The 21,953-nt window shown below is 63.5% G+C and carries 21 protein-coding genes; 8 read left to right on the top strand and 13 right to left on the bottom strand.

Translation table 11 applies throughout. The features are described from left to right. Positions 1 to 159 precede the first annotated feature (159 nt). From C935_RS0105980 to C935_RS0105960, 5 genes are all read left to right on the top strand, one after another. Entirely contained in the window at positions 160 to 675 is a 516-nt protein-coding gene (locus tag C935_RS0105980; protein ID WP_018861611.1) for a hypothetical protein, read from the top strand. A gap of 45 nt (positions 676 to 720) precedes the next feature. Beyond that, positions 721 to 1,611, top strand: coding sequence for a DMT family transporter (locus C935_RS0105975; RefSeq protein WP_018861610.1), 891 nt, complete (start codon positions 721 to 723; stop codon positions 1,609 to 1,611). Between the two features lie 167 nt (positions 1,612 to 1,778). Then, positions 1,779 to 2,090 carry a hypothetical protein gene (locus C935_RS0105970; protein ID WP_018861609.1) on the top strand — a complete coding sequence of 104 codons (312 nt, stop codon included), beginning with the start codon at positions 1,779 to 1,781 and terminating at the stop codon, positions 2,088 to 2,090. A gap of 341 nt (positions 2,091 to 2,431) precedes the next feature. Continuing rightward, a complete protein-coding gene (locus C935_RS0105965; RefSeq protein ID WP_018861608.1) occupies positions 2,432 to 3,868 on the top strand; it encodes a sigma-54 dependent transcriptional regulator in 1,437 nt (478 codons plus the stop codon). A 64-nt stretch (positions 3,869 to 3,932) separates the two neighbouring features. Beyond that, on the top strand, positions 3,933 to 4,982 hold the full coding sequence (locus C935_RS0105960) for a transporter (protein ID WP_018861607.1): 1,050 nt from the start codon (positions 3,933 to 3,935) through the stop codon (positions 4,980 to 4,982). Between the two features lie 22 nt (positions 4,983 to 5,004). On the opposite strand, the gene C935_RS0105955 is transcribed toward C935_RS0105960, so the two are convergent. The 6 genes from C935_RS0105955 to C935_RS0105930 form a co-directional block, all read right to left on the bottom strand. Then, complete coding sequence (locus C935_RS0105955) at positions 5,005 to 5,508, bottom strand: hypothetical protein (protein ID WP_026278678.1); 504 nt, start codon at positions 5,506 to 5,508, stop codon at positions 5,005 to 5,007. Between the two features lie 8 nt (positions 5,509 to 5,516). Continuing rightward, on the bottom strand, positions 5,517 to 6,224 hold the full coding sequence (locus C935_RS0105950; protein ID WP_026278677.1) for a C39 family peptidase: 708 nt from the start codon (positions 6,222 to 6,224) through the stop codon (positions 5,517 to 5,519). Between the two features lie 10 nt (positions 6,225 to 6,234). After that, positions 6,235 to 6,564 (bottom strand): hypothetical protein, encoded by a 330-nt coding sequence (locus tag C935_RS0105945; RefSeq protein ID WP_026278676.1) that lies wholly within the window; start codon positions 6,562 to 6,564, stop codon positions 6,235 to 6,237. 138 nt (positions 6,565 to 6,702) lie between these two features. Continuing rightward, positions 6,703 to 7,590 carry a hypothetical protein gene (locus C935_RS0105940; RefSeq protein WP_018861603.1) on the bottom strand — a complete coding sequence of 296 codons (888 nt, stop codon included), beginning with the start codon at positions 7,588 to 7,590 and terminating at the stop codon, positions 6,703 to 6,705. Positions 7,591 to 8,074: 484 nt separating this feature from the next. Next, positions 8,075 to 8,398 (bottom strand): ferredoxin FdxA, encoded by a 324-nt coding sequence (gene fdxA, locus C935_RS0105935; RefSeq protein ID WP_018861602.1) that lies wholly within the window; start codon positions 8,396 to 8,398, stop codon positions 8,075 to 8,077. Positions 8,399 to 8,540: 142 nt separating this feature from the next. Continuing rightward, positions 8,541 to 9,188, bottom strand: a complete 648-nt coding sequence (locus C935_RS0105930; protein WP_018861601.1) for an ERCC4 domain-containing protein — start codon at positions 9,186 to 9,188, stop codon at positions 8,541 to 8,543. A gap of 173 nt (positions 9,189 to 9,361) precedes the next feature. On the opposite strand from C935_RS0105930, the gene C935_RS0105925 reads away from it, so the two are divergent. Beyond that, positions 9,362 to 9,733: a hypothetical protein gene (locus C935_RS0105925; RefSeq protein WP_018861600.1), complete on the top strand. Its 372-nt coding sequence runs from the start codon at positions 9,362 to 9,364 to the stop codon at positions 9,731 to 9,733. A 57-nt stretch (positions 9,734 to 9,790) separates the two neighbouring features. Here C935_RS0105925 and C935_RS0105920 read toward each other — a convergent pair whose 3' ends face one another. Both C935_RS0105920 and C935_RS0105915 read right to left on the bottom strand, forming a co-directional pair. After that, positions 9,791 to 12,127 carry an EAL domain-containing protein gene (locus tag C935_RS0105920; RefSeq protein ID WP_018861599.1) on the bottom strand — a complete coding sequence of 779 codons (2,337 nt, stop codon included), beginning with the start codon at positions 12,125 to 12,127 and terminating at the stop codon, positions 9,791 to 9,793. Positions 12,128 to 12,375: 248 nt separating this feature from the next. Continuing rightward, on the bottom strand, positions 12,376 to 14,904 hold the full coding sequence (locus C935_RS0105915) for an EAL domain-containing protein (protein ID WP_026278675.1): 2,529 nt from the start codon (positions 14,902 to 14,904) through the stop codon (positions 12,376 to 12,378). A gap of 532 nt (positions 14,905 to 15,436) precedes the next feature. Here C935_RS0105915 and C935_RS0105910 point away from each other — a divergent pair. Next, positions 15,437 to 16,702: a DEAD/DEAH box helicase gene (locus tag C935_RS0105910; protein WP_018861597.1), complete on the top strand. Its 1,266-nt coding sequence runs from the start codon at positions 15,437 to 15,439 to the stop codon at positions 16,700 to 16,702. A 182-nt stretch (positions 16,703 to 16,884) separates the two neighbouring features. Continuing rightward, positions 16,885 to 18,120, top strand: a complete 1,236-nt coding sequence (locus C935_RS0105905) for a methyl-accepting chemotaxis protein (RefSeq protein ID WP_018861596.1) — start codon at positions 16,885 to 16,887, stop codon at positions 18,118 to 18,120. A 259-nt stretch (positions 18,121 to 18,379) separates the two neighbouring features. Here C935_RS0105905 and C935_RS0105900 read toward each other — a convergent pair whose 3' ends face one another. From C935_RS0105900 to C935_RS0105880, 5 genes are all read right to left on the bottom strand, one after another. Beyond that, complete coding sequence (locus tag C935_RS0105900; RefSeq protein WP_018861595.1) at positions 18,380 to 18,733, bottom strand: ArsC family reductase; 354 nt, start codon at positions 18,731 to 18,733, stop codon at positions 18,380 to 18,382. Then, positions 18,726 to 19,547 (bottom strand): 2,3,4,5-tetrahydropyridine-2,6-dicarboxylate N-succinyltransferase, encoded by an 822-nt coding sequence (dapD, locus tag C935_RS0105895; protein ID WP_018861594.1) that lies wholly within the window; start codon positions 19,545 to 19,547, stop codon positions 18,726 to 18,728. The genes C935_RS0105900 and dapD overlap by 8 nt, the downstream gene beginning before the upstream one ends. A 33-nt stretch (positions 19,548 to 19,580) precedes the next feature. Then, positions 19,581 to 20,774 carry a succinyldiaminopimelate transaminase gene (gene dapC / locus C935_RS0105890; protein ID WP_018861593.1) on the bottom strand — a complete coding sequence of 398 codons (1,194 nt, stop codon included), beginning with the start codon at positions 20,772 to 20,774 and terminating at the stop codon, positions 19,581 to 19,583. A 104-nt stretch (positions 20,775 to 20,878) separates the two neighbouring features. Continuing rightward, entirely contained in the window at positions 20,879 to 21,607 is a 729-nt protein-coding gene (locus C935_RS0105885) for a glycosyltransferase (RefSeq protein ID WP_018861592.1), read from the bottom strand. A gap of 8 nt (positions 21,608 to 21,615) precedes the next feature. Then, positions 21,616 to 21,936 (bottom strand): rhodanese-like domain-containing protein, encoded by a 321-nt coding sequence (locus tag C935_RS0105880; protein WP_018861591.1) that lies wholly within the window; start codon positions 21,934 to 21,936, stop codon positions 21,616 to 21,618. Positions 21,937 to 21,953 lie beyond the last annotated feature (17 nt).

Below are 21,953 nucleotides of genomic sequence, written 5' to 3'. Positions count from 1 at the left end.
TTGTTCGCACGCAAAAGCGACTCGAGCGCGAGCGTGTACATGGACCAGTGTTTCCCCTGCAGTCTACTGGCGCAATGGATGCGTTACCATCGGCGGCGTTTGCCGCGTACGTCCGGTTGTTCGCGGCGCGCATTGATTCACAGCCCTGGAGGAATCCCCATGACACGATTGCCCGCACTTTTGCTTGCCGCCCTGTTTGCCACCTCGACCCTGCTGCTGGCGGGCTGCGAGGGTGGCGTCGAGGCCTCGGCCGATGACGTCGTCGAGGGCGAGACCTTCCCCGAGCGCACACTGAACGATCAACACGGGAACCCGCTACAGATCCCGGGCGCGGCGCGCGTCATCCTCAAGACGGTGGAGATGGCCCCGGCGGATATCGCCAATGCCGTTCTGGGTGAAATGACAGAAGAACAACGCAATGAAATCGGGGTGATCTATATCGCCGATATTCATCAGATGCCGCCGCATGTGATGGAAAACGTCGTCCTGCCTCGCATGCAGGCACGCGAGTACCCCACCGCGATTACTCGCTCGGAAGAGGACGCGGGCTTTATGCCGCATACTCCGGAAGAGGTCACCGTCATCCTGCTCGACGGCGAGGGCACCGTCACCGGCATCCACACCGCGGCGAACGAAGGCCGTCTGAAGGAGCTGCTCGAAAAGGCAGGTGAATAAGGCCCGCCGCCAGCGAACCCCGCGTTCGCGACGGCGGTATCGCTGATGGCGTTTTTTCTCGGGCTTCTGACGGCGCTTGGGTTTGGCGCGGGCGATTTTCTTGGTGGTCTGGCCTCGCGCCGTATTCCGGCGCTGGTCGTGGCCTGTTACTCGCAGCTCCTGGCCACCGGCGTACTGCTGCTCATTGCCGTTCCGCTTGCCGGCTTTCCGGGCCCTCAGGCACTGTTCTGGGGCGGTGCCTCCGGACTGGCGCTGGCGCTCGGCCTCCTCGCCTACTACCGCGGGCTGGCAGAGGGCTCCATGGGCCTGGTGGCGGCGATTACCGGTGTGATCTCCGCGCTGGTCCCGTTGGGAGTCGGGCTGGCGCTCGGCGAGCGGCCCGGGGTGCTGGCCCTGGTCGGGATTGCCGCGATTGTGGTCGCGATTGGCATGATCTCGGGTGGGGCGCGCAAGGCCAGCCCGCGGCGTCTGGATCAACCGGTGCGTGGTCTGCTGGCGCTGGCCCGGGGTGCGCATCCGGTCAAGGGTCTGCTCAACGCCGTGATCGCGGGGGTCTGTTTCGGACTGGTGTTCGTGTTTCTCGATCAGGCCCAGACCGGGTCGCCTTTGTGGCCCGTGGTTGCGACCTCGGCGGTCGGGGCCTTTACGCTGGCCCTGGTCATGCTGGTCCTGCGGCCCGAACGCGGTATGAGCCGCTCCACCTTTGTTCTGCTGGCGCTGGCGGGGCTGTTTCAGGCCGCCGCTACACTGGCCTTCGTGGTGGCCGTGCGCATGGGGCTGTTGTCGATTATTGCAGTGGCCGGGGCACTATCACCCGCGCCGACCGCACTGATGGCCCGCCTGTTTCAGGCCGAGCGCATGTCACGCGTGCAGTTGACGGGCTTTGTGTTTGCGCTGCTGGGGATCGTGCTGATCGTCTGGGCGGGCCCAATGTAGACGCACGAGTCTGCTGGGGCAGTATCAAAAGTGCTAGTCTCGCCCAAGAGGCCTGTGATGAGCCTGACCATGCCAACGGGAGGTGCAAGGTGACCGAGGGAACAAGACCGGAAGTCGAACCAAGCGAAGTGAGCCGTCCGGTGCCGGGTCCGCGCAAGGAGCGCACCATGGTGACTGTGGTGTACGTGCTGTACCTGGTCAGTTTTCTCACCGCCCTGACCGCGATCGCGGGAGTGATTATTGCTTACATCAAGCGTCACGATGGAGACGCTGTCAGCGATACTCATTTCACATACCAGATTCGTACGTTCTGGATTGGACTGCTGGGTGTAGTCGTGGGTGCGATCCTGACCCCAGTCGGCATTGGGTTCCTGGTGTTGCTGTTCATGATCATCTGGCTATTGGTGCGCTGTATCAAGGGGCTGCTGGCAAACAACGAAGACCGGGCCATTGAGCAGCCAGAGACCTGGCTGTGGTGATCGGCGTCGGCAGGATGTAAACCCGTTGTGTGATTGACCCATTGTGAGTGCTGTGTAGGCATTGACAAGTTTTAAATTGATCACAAAAACAGGCCGCCTTGTAGCGGCCTGTTTTTGTTTCTGCGTTTTTGTTTTTGGGAATATTAATGCCGAATATTAAATTCAATCTTAATTCTTTTGGGTGGTGAATTTCCCTCCTGCGTTTTCCCGTTCTGATCGTTCTTTTGCCCTATATTCGGCGTAGACGCTGTTGAATGCCCCGGCCCTGTCTCAGGGGGAGTCCATCGGCATATTGGCCGGGGTTTGGAACAATAGGGACGAGCATGGCCGGATCGCGAAGGTTGAACGGTTCCTTTTTGCGGTCGGTGGATGGTGGGGGTTTCCTGCCCCGGGGGGATGCCGACGGATCGCGTTATGCGCTGCAGCGCGCCTGCGCGACCTCCATGGTGCGCGAAGTGGCGTGGATGGACGCGGGGGGATGTGCATGCGACTCGCTCGCGGGCCTTTCGGATGCCTGGAAGCTGACCCATGTGCCGCGCCCGGCCGGGTCTTCCGGCGAGGTGCTGGACAAGATCCGGGTTGGGCTCCTGGACCTGGGGAGCCCGGTACCGCCCTGGGCCACCGAGCTTGTTCACACGCACCAGCACGTGAAGTGGATTGCGCTGGTGCACCCGGATTTACTGTTGCACGATGACGTTCGCGAGCTGATCCGCGAGTCCTGTTACGACTTCCATACTCTGCCACTGGACCAGGCGCGCCTTGAGATCACCCTTGGGCGGGCCTGCGGTATGGCGGCTCTGGAGGCACGGCCTGTGCGCCCGACTCGGGATGCAGAGCCGGGAGATGCGATCCCTATTATCGGGCACAGCCCTGCCATGCAGGCGTTAGCCCGTCAGATTGAACGGGTGGCCGGCTCCGAGGCGCCAGTGCTGTTTCAGGGAGAGAGCGGGACCGGGAAGGAGCTGGCCGCGCTGGCGGTACACCGGCACTCGCGGCGGGCTAACGGGCCGTTCGTCGCGGTTAATTGTGGCGCCTTGCCGGCACAACTGATCCAGTCGGAGCTGTTTGGGCACGAGGCAGGTGCCTTTACCGGAGCAGGACGTCGCAAGATCGGGCAGTTCGAGCTGGCGCATGGCGGTACCTTGCTGCTGGACGAGATCGGCGACCTCAGCCTGGATCTTCAAGTCAATCTGCTCCGCTTTCTGCAGGAAGGGACGCTGGTCAGGCTCGGTGGACTACAGTCCATCAAGGTGGATGTACGCGTCCTCGCGGCGACCCACGTTGCGCTCGACAAGGCCGTCGAAACCGGTCGGTTTCGGCAGGACCTCTATTACCGCCTGAATGTGATCCAGCTCGATGTGCCTCCTCTGCGTGAGCGGGGCACGGACCTGAAAGAGCTGGGACGTTTTTACTTCGATCAGTTTCGTCGTCAGAACCCCCGTTTGCGCGGCTTTACCCAGGCCGCGTGGCAGGCGATGCACGCCTACAGCTGGCCCGGCAACGTCCGCGAGCTGGTCAATCGTGTGCGGCGTGCGGTCACGATGGCGGAAGGACGCCTGATTCGTCCGGAGGATCTTGGACTGGCCGCGGTGCCGGCCCAGGCCGAGAAGCCACCGACGCTTGCCGAGGCGCGATCGAATGCCGAACGGGAATTGCTCATCAAGGCGCTTGGCCAGTGCGACAACAACGTCTCGCGGGCCGCACGCCAGTTGGGGGTGGGCCGGATGACGCTCTACCGCTTGCTCGCCAAGCACGGGCTGCGTTCCGACGCACCGTGAAGGTTGTGTAGGGGAAGAGGATGGCCCTTGCGTAACGGTTCGGCCCTTGGGGCCATGGAGAACGATGGTGGACAAGCGATGGATCAAGTGGAGTGGGTTGGGGGTCGTGCCTCTATGCTGGGGGCTGGCCGGGCCGGCCATGAGTCAGGAGGGACGAGAGGCCGTCGGGGATGCCCCGGTCGATTCAGGTCCCGAGGTGACCGTGTTCGCGGAGCGTGGCGTGCTCACGCCGAAGGGGCAGTGGGTAATAGAACCGTCCTTGTCGTACGTTCACAGCAGCTCGCTGGATGTATCAATCGAGGGGTTCACCATCGTTCCGGCCCTGGCGATTGGCCTGATTGATGTCAGCGAGACAGAGCGCGACACGCTGACCGCGGCCGTAAGCTTCCGGTATGGCGTGACCGAGCGGCTCGAGGTGGGGATGAAGATCCCTTATGTCTACCGTGAGCAGCAGGTGCGCAGGCGCGACATCCTCGAGGCGACCGCGCTGGAGCGCGTGACCGGCTCCACCGGGCAGGGACTGGGCGATATCGAATTCGGTCTTTCCTACCAGTTCAACATGGCGGATCGTGGTCGGCCATTCTTTATCGGCAACCTCAAGGCCAAGAGTACGACCGGGAAGGGGCCCTTCGACGTAGCCCGCCGCGAGATTCTGGACGACGAGGGTAATCGCCTGGGCGAGATCTTCCTGGAGCAGCCCACGGGTTCCGGGTTCTGGAGCATCCAGCCCAGTGTGACGATGATCTATCCCACCGACCCGGCGGTCATCTTTGCCAATGTCAGCTATCTCTGGAATATCGAGCGCGATGTGGGTGATGGCTATGGCAAGGTCAATCCCGGCGATGCCGTCGGGATGAGCCTGGGGATGGCCATCAGCCTGAATGACCGCACTTCGATGAGCTTCGGGTATGACCACAGCACGGTGTTCCGCACGCGGGTGGAAAACGACAGCGGACTTGAACCCGTGTTCGGGCGGCGCCAGGTCGGGACCGTACTGTGGGGGATCTCGCACCGGTTGACGGATCGCACCAGTGTCAACTTCTCCCTCGGGGTAGGGGCGACCGAGGCGGCCCCGGATGTCCAGGCGACCCTGCGGGTGCCGATCCGTTTCTGAGGGACATTGCCGTGGCGGGGGGTCAGAAGCCCCCGCCGCGTTCGAGCATTTGCTGTTCCAGCGCCCGGCTGAGGTCGCCGCGTGGCATTTGCAGGTTGCCCAGCTCCAGTTGCAGGATGGTCTGGTGACGAATGTCCTGCCCGTCGAGTTCGTTCTGAATCGCGGTCACCCATCCCATGCCGGAGCTCCAGTTTTCCACGGGCATCGCGCCACCGGTCTGGATCACGACCGATCGCAGCTCGCCGCCGGGCCGGCCGCCGCCGCTCGCGAGATCGCTCAGGGGGCGCAGCGTCGACTGATGGATCACCTCGCCGTTGAGGGACGTGATCTGTTCCAGTCCGAACGAGATCTCCAGGCCGTCGCGTCCGAAGAAGCCGCCACGTTGGGCCTCCAGTACCGTGTCCGGCACCACGCGGTAGTCGTCGCTTGGGGGCAGGGCATCGAGCGCTTGACCGGCCACCGGCCATGTCCAGCCCAGTACGATGGCCAGGAGGACGCTGCAGGGGAAACGGTTTATCGGGTTCATCTCGCGGGTCACCACTGCCCGGCGCGGGGCAGATTCAGCGTAAAGCTCGCCAGATCGCTGCGCACGACGCCCGATTCGATCGGGGCCCGGGTGACGGCGGCCCAGGTTTCCGAGGCATTGAAGCGGTACCGGGCAAGGTCCACATCCTCGCGGATGATAAACAGGATGTCGTTGATCCAGACCCGCTGAAATTCGTTTCGGGTATAGCTGTTGACCCCCAGTGCCGGGTCGCCCACCAGAACCTGGCCGTCCTTGAGCCCCTTGATTACTACGAAATGACGGTAGCCGCGGGTCTCGATCATCGCGATCGCCGGCACGCCGAGGTTCTCGAGGTCGTCGAGCCCGATGCGAAAGCCGTCGGCCGGGAGGCCCTGGTCGGCCTCCAGGTAGTGTTTCATGTCGAGCATGGAGAAGCCCTGCTCGCGTATCAGATCCTGGTCACCGCGCCGGAACATGCTGTCAAAGGTCTCGACCTCGGTGGTCGGTCGGTCGTAATGGTAGGTCAGCAGAGTGGCGAGGGCCGCGGAGCCGCAGCTGAAGTCGTATCGCTGTGGCACGATCGAGCGAAAGCGAAGGTCTTTCAGGCTTTCCACGGGCACATTCATGCTGCCGATTACGCCGGGAAACTGAGCCCCGCTGGCCCAGGCCGACAAGCCCGGAGAAAGCGCCAGTGTGGCTGCGATGATCAATGCAGGGAACCATCGGCGGGTTCGCATCGAGGCTCCCTCATGGATTGATCGTGATATTCACGATCATGGATTCCTGTATGGCAACGTTGTTGCCGCTGTTCTGGATGATCGTGGAGATCCCGCGGGCGTTGTCAAAGGCCCCGGGCGCCACCAGATTCCTGCCAGTAGAGGAGTTCACGACCTGGTTGTTGGTCAGATCGATGCGCGAATGAATCTGGCCCAGCTGAATGTTGGTCACGCCCTGACGTGCCCGCTGTGCATCCAGGGTGGCCATGTCCACCACCTCGTATTCCCCGGCGCCAAGTTCGAGGGAGGGAGTGCTGGCAGGCGTCATGTCGGCGTGGGCAACGCCCGCAGCCAGCATCATGCCGATGGACAAAAAGGCGGCAGAACCGATGCCGCCGCGACGGGCTGACGGATTACACATGACCGGACCCTCTTGCATGGCAGGGAGAATGCGGCGGGGAAAACCCCCGCCGCATGCCGTTCCGACAACGTATGTCGGCTAGTTGCCCAGGTTCAGGTGCGCCTGCACCGAAACCTGCTGCTGGGTCAGGCTGTTGGCGCCACTGTTCTGTGACACCTGGGTAATCCCCGCCGGAGACACGAAGGAATCCGCCCCAATGCTGTTGGAGCTCATCTGAGACGCCTCGGGCGCAACGTCAACATGGTTCCCGGTCACGGTACCCGACAGCTCGTTCTGGCTGACCACGGCGTTCACCTGCAGCGTTGTGTTGAAGCTGTCGGTCGCGGTGCTGTTGCCGGAGTCCATGATGGCCAGGCTGTTGTCCGAGTTGTCGCTCTGGTCACGGGTCACCGAGGCGGTGGAGCCATTATTGGCGGCCGCGCTGTTGTCGTCCGCGTGGGCCATGCTGTTGTCGGAGTTGTCGTTACCCGAATCCGAGATGTTCAGACTGTTGTCGGAACTGTCGTTCCCGGAGTCCGAGATGTTGGTGCTGTTGTCGGAACTGTCATTCCCCGAGTCGGAGATGTTCAGGCTGTTGTCCGAGTTGTCGTTGCCCGAGTCCGAAACCATGGTGTTGCCGGACTCGGAGATGTTGGTGCTGTTGTCGGAGCTGTCGTTGCCGGAGTCGGCGATATTGAGGCTGTTATCCGAGCTGTCATTGCCCGAATCCGAAACCGTGGTGTTCCCGGAATCCGAGATCGAGGTGCTGTTGTCCGAGCTGTTCGACAGGTCGGAGTCGTTAATCGCCAACGCCTGGGAATACTCGTTCGCCGAGGCGCCGCCGCCGTCCGCCGAGGAGGTGGCGGTGGCGGTTTGATCACCGACTTCGCCGTCGGCGGTATTGGTCGGGTTGGCCAGGGCCAGGCCCGAGCTCAGGCCGAAGGCCAGGGCGACAGCGGAAGCAATCAGGGTCTTTTTGAAGTTCATGGTCAAGTCTCCATTGGCTAGCTAGCAATAGACGGTTGTCGTAGCCCCGGTGTACGAGGTACCGCGCTACGTAGCCATACCACTAGCAGGAGTCAGGCCAATACATGGAAACCTCGCAGGAACAGTGACTTGGAACGATTCGTGGAATGATGACGAGGCGCAAACTGCGCCAGTTGTGATACAGATCACTCGGCCACACTCTGAAAGAGTGAAGCTAACGCATTGAAATGATGAGCCTATCCCGCGCGATGCGGATGGATCATTGCGGAGACACTGCCGTGCATTACGTGGCAAGGAGTGTTCGAAGGCGGGTGAACCGGTGTCGTAGAGGCCAGGAGAGGCGTCGTGGGGTGTGACGCCTGGCCCCACGGGGTGGCACCTTGTTGCGCCGTGTTGGGGGTAGAATCATTACCCGCTGCACGACGCGTCTTGTCTCGTAAGGAAGGGGGCGCCCACGCGGACGTGGGACTACATCAGCGTTTCCTTAGCGTTCCAGGTACTGCAACTTGCCTTCCACGCCGTCCCACTCCTCGGCGTCGTCCGGCGGGTCCTTGCGCGCGGTGATCACCGGCCATGTACGCGAGAGTTCGGCGTTCAGCTCGATAAACTCCAACTGATCCTCCGGGACGTCGTCCTCCGGCACAATCGCCTCGGCGGGACATTCCGGTTCGCAAAGCGTGCAGTCGATGCACTCGTCGGGGTCGATCGCAAGGAAATTCGGGCCTTCATGGAAGCAATCGACCGGGCAGACCTCGACGCAATCGGTGTACTTGCACTTGATGCAGTTATCGAGAACGACAAACGTCATTGGTTTCTCCCTGAAATCAGTAAATTGCGGTCCCGTTTGCCCGTGAAATCGCGAGCCTGGCTCCGCGCGGCCCCTGGGTCCGCATATGGGCTACATCGCGCATTGTAACGCCAGGCTGGGGCCGAGACACGTGAATCGGCGCTCAGGCGTTGCGGCTACCGTAAGTTACGACCGACTCGATGCGCTGGGCGCGCTCGAGGTCCATGCCATCGATCTCGGCCAGTTGCTGTGCATCCGTGTTCATTACGTCGCGCACGCTGCCGAACTGGCGCAGCAGATCGCGGGCCTGGTCGGGCTCCACACCCGGCAGGCCACTGACGATGAACTCTGCTGCTTCGCGGCGCTTTTCGGGCTTGGCGGGTCGCGCGGCCGGGTCGGGATCGACCTGGGCGTTCAGACCCAGCAGGTAGATCAGCATGCCGCTGGTGTCCTCGTCATTGGAGGGCAGTACGCTGATCCCGAGTGCGATCGTCAGGTGCGTAAGGGCGCGATGGATGTCCAGCGCCTGTTGATGAAAGCGCGGTTCGTACAGGTCGCCCTCGACCACGTAGATGACCTTGTCGTACTGCGCCTTCAGCTTGGCCGCGTTCTCCCACAGCGTCTGGTCCACGACGCTCAGGACCATGTCAGTGGCGGACTTGCGCTCGACGACGACTCCGTTGGGGAGCTCGTAGTCGCCTACATCGAGATCGGTGAACTCCAGCTCCACGCCCTCCAGGCGCTCCAGGCGCTGGATGATCTTGCCCTGTTCGCGGCGGTCCACGCGGATCGGAAGCTGCAGCTGGCTCATCGGGATACTCCATTGCGGTTGATCGGGCGAGTGTAGGGCCTGCGGGGTCTGCCCCCAAAAGGCCTGATCTTCCCCATGTCTCCCCGCCGTACGAAAACAGGAATGTCTCCTATACTCCGATGGGCATGCCATTCGATGCATGCCGGATATAACGAAAACAACAGGAGGGAGTGATGGCGATTCAGATCGCAATTGTCGGTCTTGGCCGTGTGGGAGGGCGTTTCCTGGAACTGCTGCTGGACAGCGACACGCCGGGGATGGAGATCTGCGCGGTATCCGAGCAGGGCGAAACCGATGGCCGCAAGCTGGCGCAGGCGCGGGGAATTCCGGTGGAATCGGTCGAACAGATCCTGGCCCGTGGTGACCAGGTGGATGTGGTCTACGACCTGACGGGACGCGCCGAGGTGCGCCAGCGCCTGCGCGAAGGGATGCAGAAAGACGGGAATCGCCATACGGTGGTGGCGCCCGAGGTCATGGCGCATCTGACGTGGTCGTTGTTGACGCACGAAGCCCCGCCAGACGTTCACGCCAATATGGGCTACTGAAGCAGACAAACCAGGCGGCCGGGGCCGGGCTCCGGCCGCCTGGTCTTCATGCGCGAATCAGTTGGCAACCGAGCCGGTACGCGGGCTGTCCTTGACGACCACCGGGCACGGCTCGAGGGGTTCCGGAAGATGCAGCCCGAATCCCTGGGCATAGTCCACGCCAACCAGCCGCAGGGAGTCCAGCATGCTCTCGTGCGAGACACACTCCGCGATGGTCTGGACTCCGATCACGCGTCCAATGTGGTGAATGCTTTCGACCATCGCTCGGCTGATGCGGTCGTCCGCCATGTTGCGTACGAAGCTGCCATCGATCTTCAGGTAGTCAATCTTCAGTGTCTTGAGGTAGCCGAACGAGGCCATCCCCGTGCCGAAGTCATCCAGGGAGAACTGGCAGCCCAGGCCGCGCAGTACGCGAATAAAACGGCTGGCCTGGCTCAGGTTGGCGATGGCAGCGGTCTCCGTGATCTCGAAACAGATACGGCCGGGATCGACGCCGCTTTGCTCGAGCTGTTCGACGATGTAGTCCAGCATGCCGCGGTCGCACAGGGAGTGCCCGGACAGGTTGACGGCAAAGTGACCCTCGGTATCGGTGTCGTTGGCGACGTGCTTCAGCACCCGTTTGATGACCCAGCGGTCGATCGCAGGCATTTGCCCGTAGCGTTCGGCGGCGGGAATGAAGGTGGCCGGCAGTACCACCGTGCCATCGTCTTCGACCATGCGCAGCAGGATCTCGGTATGCGCGGGATCGTCGCTGGAAACGGGGACGATTCTTTGTCCATGCAGCCAGAAACGATTGTGCTGCAGCGCATAGGTGATGCGCTGGACACAGTTCATTTCGCCCTGACAATGCGACAGCTCGGTGTCGCCAGCGCGCGAGACGTGGATACGATTGCGTCCCTGCTCCTTGGCCAGATAACAGGCGGCGTCGGCTTCGCTCATGTACTGCGCGGTATCCTTGGTGTGTCCGAATACCGGGACCACGCCAATGCTGATACCTACGCGAAAGATGCGTCCCTGCCATTCGAAGCGGTAGCTGTCGACCGTCGCGCGCAGGTTTTCCGCGATGCGTTCCGCCTGTACGAGCGGGCAGTTCGACAGCAGCACGCCGAACTCGTCGCCCCCGAGGCGGGCCAGGGTGTCGCTCTCGCGGAGCTGGCTGTGTAGCTGCGAGGTCAACTGGCACAACAGGTCGTCGCCGGCCCCGTGCCCGCAGGTATCGTTCACCAGCTTGAACTGGTCCAGGTCCATGTAGAGCAGGGCGTGCTCGCGGTTTTCCTGGTGGGCCGTGGCCACCAGCTGGGCGAGGCGGCGTTCGAACTCCGCGCGGTTGGCCAGCGAGGTCAGGCAGTCGTGGGTGGCGGCCCAGGACAGTTCGCGCGCCATCTCGCGGGCCCGGGAAACATCGCGGAACACCAGGGCCGCACCAATGGTGGTGCCATCGCGGTCACGGATGGGGGCCGAGACCTCCTCGATCGCATGCTCGCGCCCCTCAGTCGAGATCAGGATGGCCTCCTGATCGAGCGTGCATGCCGTGCCGTCCGGCAGGCGTTCGGTCAAAGGATGATGGAGCCGTTCGCCAGTGGACTCGCGGATGATGTGAAAAACGCGTGAAAGCGGCTGACCGCGAGCGGCTTCCTGGTCCCAGCCCGTCAGGTGTTCGGCGACCGGGTTGAGGTAGTCGATCCGGCCCTCCAGATCCGTGGTGATCACGCCGTCACCAATGGCGTGCAGCGTGACCTGGGCGCGCTCTTTCTCCTCGAACAGGGCCGATTCGATTCGCCGCGTATGCCGCAGCACGCCCAGGGTAATCAGCATCCCCATCAGTAGCGCGGCGCCACCGAGCACCAGCTTCAGGACGACCGCGGTACGATACTGCCGTGCCGTATCACGCACAGCGGCCACACTGGCCTCCTTCTGCAACCCGATCATCGCGTCCAGGTGCTCGAGCACCCGTCCCTGTTTCGGGATGGCCTCCGCGAGCAGCCAGTTCGTGGCTTCTTCCGTCTGGCCTTCCAGAATGAGGTCGAGCACGCGCTCCTGGACCTCGACTGCGCGTTCGGTCAGCCCGCGGGACTCGTCGAGCAGTCTCTGTTCTTCCGCGGTCATCGGCATGGCATCCAGTTGCTGGCGGTTGACCATGAAATCCGATGCGTGGCCGCGAAACGTCATGATCCCCTCGTCGAGATCGAAGGGGTCGGTGGTGATCGACAACTGGAGCAGGGTGACCGACCGTTCGCGCGCCGCATTGCGCATGTTGCCGAGCAGCTCGGTCTTGACGTTGTGTTCGTGCACGATCAGTTCGAGACGGTCGTGCACCTGCGCCATGCGGTTCAGCCCCAGGGCGATCATCACCGTCATCAGGACCAGCACAACCGTGAACCCGAGCCCGATCACCCAGGTTGAGCGTGTGTGCGGCGTCGGAGTATGGCCACTGCCTGGCCCCGACGCCGTGCCAATACGGAATCTCCCTGTCACGCTGACTCCCTGCGTCGCGAGGGGATTCGGCCAATAGGGCGTTCCCCTTCGTTATTGCGCCCGCCAATGTAAAACAGGCGTTATGTACCTGATTCAATGGGAACGTTAGCCTTGTGTCAAACAGCGAATGCTAATGCATATTTGAACTGCGCTCGGCTGGGTCGGTTTCAGGCCTTTAGTTGAGAATGGATGGTGGCATTGAATTCCTGAATGGTCAGTGCCGGCGAATGCAGCCACCCCTGATACAAGTCGCAGCCTTCCCGCTGCAGGAAGGCGAGATGCTCGGCCGTCTCCACGCCCTCCGCCACGAGATTCAGGTGCAGGCTGTCACCCAGGCTCATCACCGAGCGCAGGATCATCTCGGCGTCGCGGTCGCGGCCGATGTCGGCAATGAACGAGCGGTCGATCTTGATCTTGTCGATCGGCAATGACTTGAGATAGGCGAGGGAGGAATACCCCGTACCAAAATCATCCAGCGACACGCGTACGCCCAGCGCCTTGAGGCCGGAGAGGTGCTCGCGAGCCAGGCCGACATCGGCCATGGCCACCGTTTCGGTGACCTCAATCTCCAGTCGTTCGGGCGCTGCGGAGGTCTCCCTCAGGGTCTGCCGTAGCTGGTCGACGAAATCCAGCTGGCGGAACTGAAGCGCCGAGATGTTGATGGACAGGGACAAATCGGCGCCCTGGCGTTCCCAGCTGGCCAGTTGCTGGCACGCATGCCGAATCACCCATGCGCCGAGCGGCAGGATCAGACCGCTGGCCTCGGCGCTGGGAATAAAGCTGGACGGCGCCACGGAGCCCAATTCCGGGTCGTCCCAGCGCAGCAGGGCTTCAGCGCCGACAACGGCTCCGGTGTGAACGTCGATTACCGGCTGGAAGTGCAGTGCCAGCTGGTCATTTTCCAGCGCGCGCTTCAGGCGTTCCTGGAGTTGCTGTTCCGCGCGTACCTGGTCATCGAGATGCGCGGAATAAAAGGCGTAAGTATTGCGGCCGGTGCGCTTGGCTTCGTACATGGCCATGTCGGCGTAACGGACCAGCGTGTGTTCATCGCGCGCGTCCTCGGGGAACAACGCAATCCCGATGCTGGCACTCGAGGTGAACTGGCGGGCCGGCCCCGTGTGAAACGGCCGGTCAAACAGCTCCAGGATCTGCTGGGCCAGCTCTCCGATCCGCAGGCTGTCCGAAACGTCCGGGAGCAGGATCATGAACTCGTCGCCGCCAAATCGTCCGATAGTGGCATCGGCGCCAACGACGTCTTTCAGGCGCTGTGCAACCTCCCGCAGCAGTTCGTCGCCCTCGTGGTGGCCGAAGGTGTCGTTGATCATCTTGAAGTGATCCAGATCAAGCAGCATCACCGCGATCCGGTGGTGGTGACGGTTGGCATGGGCAATGCCCTGGGTGAGCCGGTCGTGCAGGAGCCAGCGGTTGGGCAGGCCGGTCAGGCTGTCGTGGGTCGCCTGGTGCTGGATGCGCGCTTCTCGGCGCTGACGGTCCGTGACGTCGCGAATAAAGGCCGTGATTCGATAGCCGTCCTCGTCCTCAAGGGCGTTGAGACTGATGTCGACCGGAATTTCCGAGCCGTCGAGCCGGCGCCCGCGCAGATCGGGTACCTCGCCCATGGTGCGTTCCGAGACGTTGTCGCCCTGCCGTTCGCGCATCGAACGATGATGTTCGCGCAGGCGCTCGGGAACCAGCGTCTCCACGGATTCGCCGATCAGGTGCCGGCGCGGGTAGCCAAACAGGCGCTCGATGTTGCGGTTCGCCATCAGGATGGTCCCGTTCGCGTCGGTGACCAGCACCCCGTCCGGGGCCGTGTCGATCAGTTGTTCATAACGTTTTTGGCGCAGTTCGACATCCTGATGGGCGGCTCTTAGCTGCTCCATGGGTGTGCGTACGCTTGCGATGAATACGCCCCAGTAGATCAGCGCGTAGCCCGCCACCTTGTAGATGTGGCCGAGCACGAAGAAGCCGTCGGACAGGCTGCCGTAGAGGGTGAAGAACACCTCGCTCGACATCAGGATCATGAGTGCGGCGGCCACCAGGGGCATGCCCGGGCGTTGCAGCAACTGTGGCCGCAGCAGGAGGATGAGCAGCGTTGCGGCATGCAGTGCGACCACCACGCCTTCCAGGGCGATCTTCACGGGTGTCAGCCCCTCGCCCGGGATGAACAGCGCCGGGATGCGGTGCTCGTGCCAGAGCCCAATCCACGCGAGGAATGCGACCAGGACCAGGGCTCCGGCCAGAAATGTCATAGGGGCCGGTTCGCGATTGCGTGCTATCAGCGGCAAGGCGACATATAACAGAAGCGCCAGGGCGGCAATGAGCCGGGCGGCGAGCCAGAAGAAGATCGTCTGCTGAGAAGAATTTCGGGTAATGAAATCCGGCATCTGCGGATAGGTCATCAGATGCAGGAAATCGAGCAAACCCACTGCGAGGAAGCCGGTGGCGAGGATCAGAGTGGCCAGCACCCGTCGCCGGTCGCGCACATGATAGGCCACCGCGAACACCCCGATCGCCACCACCACCGCGAACAGCTCGGTGGCTGTGTGGAACGCTGTCATGTGTTCCAGCGGAACCAGCGGCGGGACGGGGATCCCGGCCATCCACAGAAACACGGGCAGCATGAACAGGGCCAGCAATGCCAGCCAGGCCAGTGGCGTATGACGCACTGGCCATGAGCGGGGGAACGTTCTCATCCGGCCGCCATGCATCCACGTGCCCGCGAACGAGCTTGGCGATCTGCCATGCCGTTGGTGACCAGACCACGCGTGGCCCGGACGAACTCCTTCATCGTGCCCCTCCAGAGTCGGCAACGGACGATCAATTTGCTGGGTGTATGCCGTTGCCGCGAAGCACGCGCGTTTGACCCTTGGGCGAAATGGACGCATCTCTCGATGGTGCAGGCCGCCCGGCCTTCCCTGGCGCGATTATTCTTATATTCTAGGTAATATACGACAGTAATTAGAACAGGGGGTAGAGATCTTTAGTGTCGCGGTAGGATTTATCGGCGGAATAAGCTTGCTTTCGTGTCCCGAGCCCGTATAGTGGCCCCATCGAACGCCCCGCCCGTCAGCGTCCGTTCACCGATCCGGAACCTTTTCGGTTCCCGTCCCCCCGATTTCGTCATACCCCGATGGGCGCCCCTCGAGTACGAGTGGCGGGTAGCCGTTGGAGTATTGCATGTCTTCCGTTTCTTCCTTTGCCGACCTTGGGTTGGCCGAACCCCTTATGCGCGCGCTGGACCAGGCCGGTTACAAAACGCCGACCCCGATCCAGACCCAGGCAATTCCCGAAGTCCTGAAAGGCGGGGATCTGCTGGCCGCTGCGCAGACCGGGACCGGCAAGACCGCCGGTTTTACGCTGCCGATCCTGCAGCGACTGACTACCGGGCAAGCGCCCGAGCGCAAGCCAGGGCATCCGCGGGCACTCATCCTGACGCCGACGCGCGAGTTGGCTGCACAGGTCCACGATTCCGTTCGTACCTACGGTCGCCACCTGTCGTTGAAGTCGATGACCATCTTCGGCGGTGTGAACATGAACCCGCAGATCAAAGCACTGCGGGGCCCGATGGATATCGTCGTGGCCACCCCGGGTCGTCTGCTGGACCATGCTGGCCAGAAGACGATCGACCTCTCCGGCGTGGAGATCCTGGTGCTGGACGAGGCCGATCGAATGCTGGATATGGGCTTCATCCGCGATATTCGCCGGCTGATTGCCCTGATGCCCAAGCAGCGCCAGAACCTGATGTTCTCGGCGACCTTCTCCGGCGAGATCCGTTCTCTGGCCTCGAGCCTGCTGAACAAGCCGGCAGAGGTCGACGTAGCGCCGCGCAACACCGCTGCCGAGACGGTGCAGCAGACGGTGCATTTGGTGGAGACCAGCCGCAAGCGCGAACTGTTGAGCCATCTGATTCGCAGCAACGACTGGGGCCAGGTGCTGGTGTTCACCCGCACCAAGCACGGAGCCAACCGCCTGGCACAGAAGCTGACGCAGGACGGTGTGCCGTCCGAGGCCATCCATGGCAACAAGAGCCAGGCGGCGCGTACCCGGGCACTCAAGCAGTTCAAGACCGGGGCCGTGCCGGTGCTGGTCGCCACCGATATTGCGGCCCGAGGGCTGGACATCGACCAGTTGCCGCAGGTGGTCAACTTCGAACTGCCGAATGTGCCGGAAGATTATGTCCACCGCATCGGGCGTACCGGTCGTGCCGGGTCCGTTGGTGCCGCACTGTCGCTGGTGGATGGCGAAGAGATGAAGCTCCTGAAGGGCATCGAACGCCTGATTCAGCGCCCGATCGATCGGATCGAAACCGAGGGTTTCGCGGCCCCGAAGCCGGCGGCCAACGATGGCAATGGTCATCGCCGTGGCGGCAAGCCGGGTGGCGGCGCACGCAATGGCAAGCCGCGCCAGGGCCGTGGGGCCAAGCCCGGCGGCAATCGCGGTGGTGGCCAGGGCCGTGCGGCGCAGGGCAATCGGGCTGCACGCAGCCGCTAGATTCCTCGCCGTTCTGACCGAATCCGCCCGCGTCTCCCATGGGGACGCGGGTTTTTTTGTGTCTGTAAACCTGTGTACTGAACTTGATCCGGTCACCTGCTCTTGGCGTCGCCCACGCGAAGATGGGCGCGCTATAAAGTACCGGCCAGCCCGGCCGTTATAGCGGGGAAAGGAGGAACCCCATGAACCGGCTTCTGAAGATCGGCGGACTGCGCCTCAAGCTCGTGATCCTTGTGATCCTTGTCAGCACCATCCCGCTTTCCATCATGGGCGGGGTAACCTTCCACGTGATGAAGGGCGATCTGGCAGCGGGCGTTGACGCCGCATTGGTGGACCAGCTGTGGTGGCTGCTCTGGGGCTTGTGGGTGGTGGCCTTTCTGGTCGCTTTGGCGATCGGCTGGTTCGCGGCCTCGATGCTGGTTCGGCCCCTGGAGCGACTGGCTTCGGGGTTGGAGGCAATCGCTTCGGGACAGGCGGATCTCGGCCATCGTGTCGAGATCACCACCGATGACGAAATCGGGCGTACCAGCACCGCATTCAACGCGGTCATGGAGCGGTTGTCGGGCCTGATCACGCAGGTGGCGGATGCGGCGGACGGGATCGCCGCCTCGGCGCGCCAGCTGGAAGGCCGCAGCAACGAGTTGAGTCGCGCGACCAACGATCAGCGCTCCGATGTCGAGCAGGTGGTCACCGCGATGAACCAGATGTCGGCAACCGTGCAGGAGGTGGCCAACAACACCCAGAGCACGGCGGAAAGCGCCGGCCAGGCCACCCGCGCGGCCGAGGGTGGACGCAATGTAGTGCAGGCGACCCAGGGGTCGATCAATGCGCTGGCCAGCGAGATTCGCAAGGCCAGCACCGTCATCGACGAGCTGAAGGGCGACTCCGACAATATCGGGTCCATCCTCGAGGTCATCGAGGAGATCGCCGAGAAAACCAACCTGCTGGCCCTCAACGCCGCGATTGAGGCGGCCCGGGCCGGCGAGGCGGGCCGCGGCTTTGCCGTGGTCGCCGACGAGGTGCGCCACCTGGCCCAGCGCACCAACGATTCCACCGGCGAGATCCGCGAGATCATCCAGCGCCTGCAGGGTGCGGCCGGCAAGGCCGTGCAGGCGATGGAGGTCAGTCAACAGCAGGCCGAGTCTTCAGTCAGCAAGGCCGGCGAGGCGGAGGAGACGCTGGGATACATCCACGACTCCGTCACCACCATCGACGACATGACGCGCCAGGTCGCTTCGGCCACGGAGCAGCAGAGCCAGGTCGCCGAGGAGATTAACCGCAACATCCACCACATCAACGACATCGCGGTACGCAGTGCCGATGGCGCCCGCGAGATGCAGGAGGCCGTCGAGGCCCTGGAAGGCCTCGCCGAACGCCTGCAGGCCGAGGTAGCCGGCTTCCGCCAGCAACGCGCCTGATCTGGTTGCGGTCAGATCTGGTATACGGTCTGTCGCGTAGGGTGCCGTTGAGCGCAGCGAAACGCACCGTTCCAACGGCGGGGCTAACCCTGATGCGATTCGCTGCGCTCATCCGCATCGTACGGTGGGGTCTGGCGCCCGCTGGCGAGACAGCGCAGGCAGGCGGCGGACCGAAGCCACCGTAAACTCCAATGCCGAACCAGGCCCAGCCAAAACGAAGCGAGCAAGAGCCACGAGCGCCGGAGCCCGCTGGAAAAGGTCAGCCAGCCCCAAGCTCACTCGCAGTGGCTGCGTTCCAGCCAACGTATACGTCGCCGCCACGCTCGACGACCGGGCGCTTGATCAGCGTCGGGTGTTCGAGCATCAGGGCAATCGCACGCTCCTGGTCGATGGCCTCGCGCGTATCCTCGGGGAGCTGGCGCCAGGTAGTACCGCGCCGGTTCACCAGGGCCTCCCAGCCAACAGCATCCACCCAGCGGTGCAACTGCGCCTCCTCGAGCCCGTCCTTGCGAAAGTCCACAAAGCGGAAGTCCACGCCGGCCGCATCCAGCGCCCGGCGTGCCTTGCGCACGGTGTCGCAGTTGGCGATCCCGTAGAGGACGAGATCAGACATCGCGCAGCAGGGCGTTCAGGCCGACCTTGGCCTTGGTCTTCTCGTCCACGCGCTTCACGATCACCGCACAGTACAGCGAGTACTTGCCGTCTTTCGAGGGCAGGTTGCCCGGTACCACCACTGCGCCGGCCGGCACGCGGCCGAACAGGATCTCGTCGTTCTCGCGGTCGTAGATGCGGGTCGACTGGCCGAGATACACGCCCATGGAGATCACCGCGCCTTCCTCGACGATCACGCCCTCGACCACCTCGGAGCGCGCACCGATAAAGCAGTTGTCCTCGATGATGGTGGGCGCGGCCTGCAGTGGCTCCAGCACCCCGCCGATACCGACGCCGCCGGACAGATGTACGTTCTTGCCAATCTGGGCGCAGGAGCCGACGGTCGCCCAGGTGTCCACCATGGTGCCTTCGTCAACGTAGGCGCCAATGTTCACGTAGGAGGGCATCAGCACCACGTTGGGGGCGATGTAGCTGCCGCGGCGGGCGGTAGCGGGCGGCACCACGCGCACGCCGCCTTCGCGAAAGTCACGGCTGGAGGTGTCGGCGTACTTGGACGGCACCTTGTCGTAGTAGTTGGTGAAGCCGCCCTTGATGAATTCGTTCTCGGCAATGCGGAACGACAGCAGAACAGCCTTCTTCAGCCATTCGTTGACCACCCAGTCGCCGCCCTTCTTCTGGGCGACACGCTCCTGGCCGCTGTCCAGCATCTCCATGGCTTCGTTCACGGCGTCACGGACGTTGGTTTCCACGTTGCGCGGGTTGATCTCGGCGCGGTGTTCGAAGGCGGTCTCGATGATGCTTTTGATATCCGACATGAAATGTCCTTTGTAATTATATAAAAATCGGTTCTATCGATAGAGTGAAACGATGCGTTCGGCTGCTTCGATGCAGGCGGCCGGTTCGGCGACCAGCGCCATGCGCACGTGTCCCGCCCCGGGATTGTGCCCGGTCTCGGGGTCGCTGCGGGAGAGGTAGCGCCCGGCCAGGACCGTCACCCCGGCTTCGGCATAGAGGCGGCGGGCGAAGGCCTCGTCGTCACCATCGGGGACACGCGGCCAGAGGTAGAAGCCGGCCTGTGGCCGCTCGACATCCATGACCTGCTGCAGGATGGGTACGACTGCCGCGAACTTTTCGGCGTACAGCGCACGATTGTCGGCGACATGGTCCTCGTCCGCCCAGGCGGCGCGACTGACGGCCTGGGTCGGGGGTGGCAGGGTGCAGCCATGATAGGTGCGATACAGCGTGAAGCGCTCAAGCAGGTCGGCATCGCCGGCGACGAAGCCCGAGCGCAGGCCCGGAAGGTTGGATCGCTTGGACAGGCTGTGAAACACGATACAGCGCTCGAAGCCCGTACGGCCCATGCGGGTGGCGGCGCCGAGCAGCCCGGCCGGCGGTTGGGCCTCCGGGTGATAGATCTCGGAATAGCACTCGTCGGCGGCGATCACGAAGTCGTGCCGGTCGGTCAGGCCAAGCAACTCCTGCATCGCAGCCTCGGACATGCAGGCCCCGGCCGGGTTTCCAGGGTTGCAGATGTACACGAGCTGTACTTCATCCCAGGTCGCCGCATCCACGTGCGAGAAGTCCGGCAGGTAGCCGCTCTCCGGGACCAGGTCATAGAAGGCCGGCTCCGCCCCGGCCAGCCGGGCCGCGCCTTCGTAGATCTGGTAGAAGGGATTCGGCATCAGAACACGGGCACCGGGCTTCCCGGCCACGACGGCCTGGGCAATCGCGAACAGGGCCTCCCGGGTGCCACTGACGGGCAGCACCTGGCGCTCCGCGTCCACTGCATCCAGGCCGAAGCGCTTTTCCAGCCAGGCGGCGATGGTTTCGCGCAGTTCGTGCTCGCCGCGGGTGGTGGGGTAGTGATTGAACCCCAGGATCGAATCGCGCAGTACCGGCTCGACGAAGCCCGGCAGCGCGTGACGCGGCTCGCCGATCGACAGGGCAATCGGTTCGCGGTCCGCGGGTTGCTCCAGATCCTCGAACAGCCGGCGCAGGCGTTCGAACGGGTAGGGCTGTAGCCGGTCCAGGCGCGGGTTCATGGCGGCTCGGGTGTGTTCTTCGACGGAAACGAAAGACCGGGCAGTATACCGGAGCCAGGCACTAAGTGGAGACCCCGACCTCGTCGGCTGGCTCACCCGATACCTCAATCCCTTGGCCGGGTGTACCAGAACCAGGCTAGGCGGCGCGAGCGCAGGCTCCAGGGCAGCAGTAGGGCCTGGAACACCACCAGGATGTGCTGGGCGGGGCTGAACCAGTCCGCCTTGCGCCCCGAGGTCAGCACCGGGGTGTCCAGCATCCCGAACCGCTGCCCGTGGTGGCGGCCCCAGCGGGCCATCGCGCGCGACAGGATGACCTCCTCGCCGGCATAGACCCGCTCGCTGAAACCGCCGACTGCCTCGAAGGCCTCGCGGGTGCAGAAGACGTAGCAGCCGGCGGCGATTCCCAAACGTGCCGACAGGGTGTTCCAGGCCGCCGCGCCCCAGCGGTAGATGCGATGGGTCAGGTGATCGAATGCGACTCGCGCGCCGCCGCCGCAAACCTCGCCGCTGTCCAGTGCTGTGAGCGTCGCACGGATCAGATCGGCGTCGGGCCAGGTGTCGGCATCGACGAACAGCAGGTAATCGCCACAGGCTGCCCGGGCGCCCGCGTTGCGGGCGCGGCTGATCTGCCGTGCGGGCTCGAACACGACCCGGCAACCCGCCTGTTGCGCGATCTGTGGGGTGCTATCGGTGGATGCGTTGTCGACGACAATGATCTCGGTCTTGCGGTCAATGCCCGCGAGGGCCTGCTGCAGGGCCGCCAGGGTCTCTGGCAGCCACTGCGCCTCGTTCCACGCCGGGACGATGACCGACAGGGCCGGGAGCCCGCGCACGGGAGGGATCAGTAGGTCGCCATGTGCGGGTCGACGTCACGCGCCCAGGCGTCGATGCCGCCGGCCAGATTGACCACCCTGTGGAACCCGGCCTGGCTCAGAAACCAGCACACCTGCTGGCTGCGCACCCCGTGGTGACAGATCACCACGATCTCGTCGTCGGGGTTCAACTCCTGGTAGGCGGACGGAATCTCGCCCATCGGGATCAGCTTCGAGCCGTCGATACGGCAGCGCTGGTACTCCCAGGGCTCGCGAACATCGAGCAGGACGGGTGGTTGGTCAGCTTCGGCGAGGTGGTCCTGCAATTCCCGGGGGGACATCTGGCGCATGGCGGATTCCGTGTCGG

Source organism: Thioalkalivibrio sp. ALJ3 (genome assembly GCF_000377205.1).
Classification (GTDB): Bacteria; Pseudomonadota; Gammaproteobacteria; order Ectothiorhodospirales; family Ectothiorhodospiraceae; genus Thioalkalivibrio.
The sequence above is the reverse complement of the archived record's forward strand: the minus strand, read 5'-3'. Positions and strand labels throughout refer to the sequence as shown.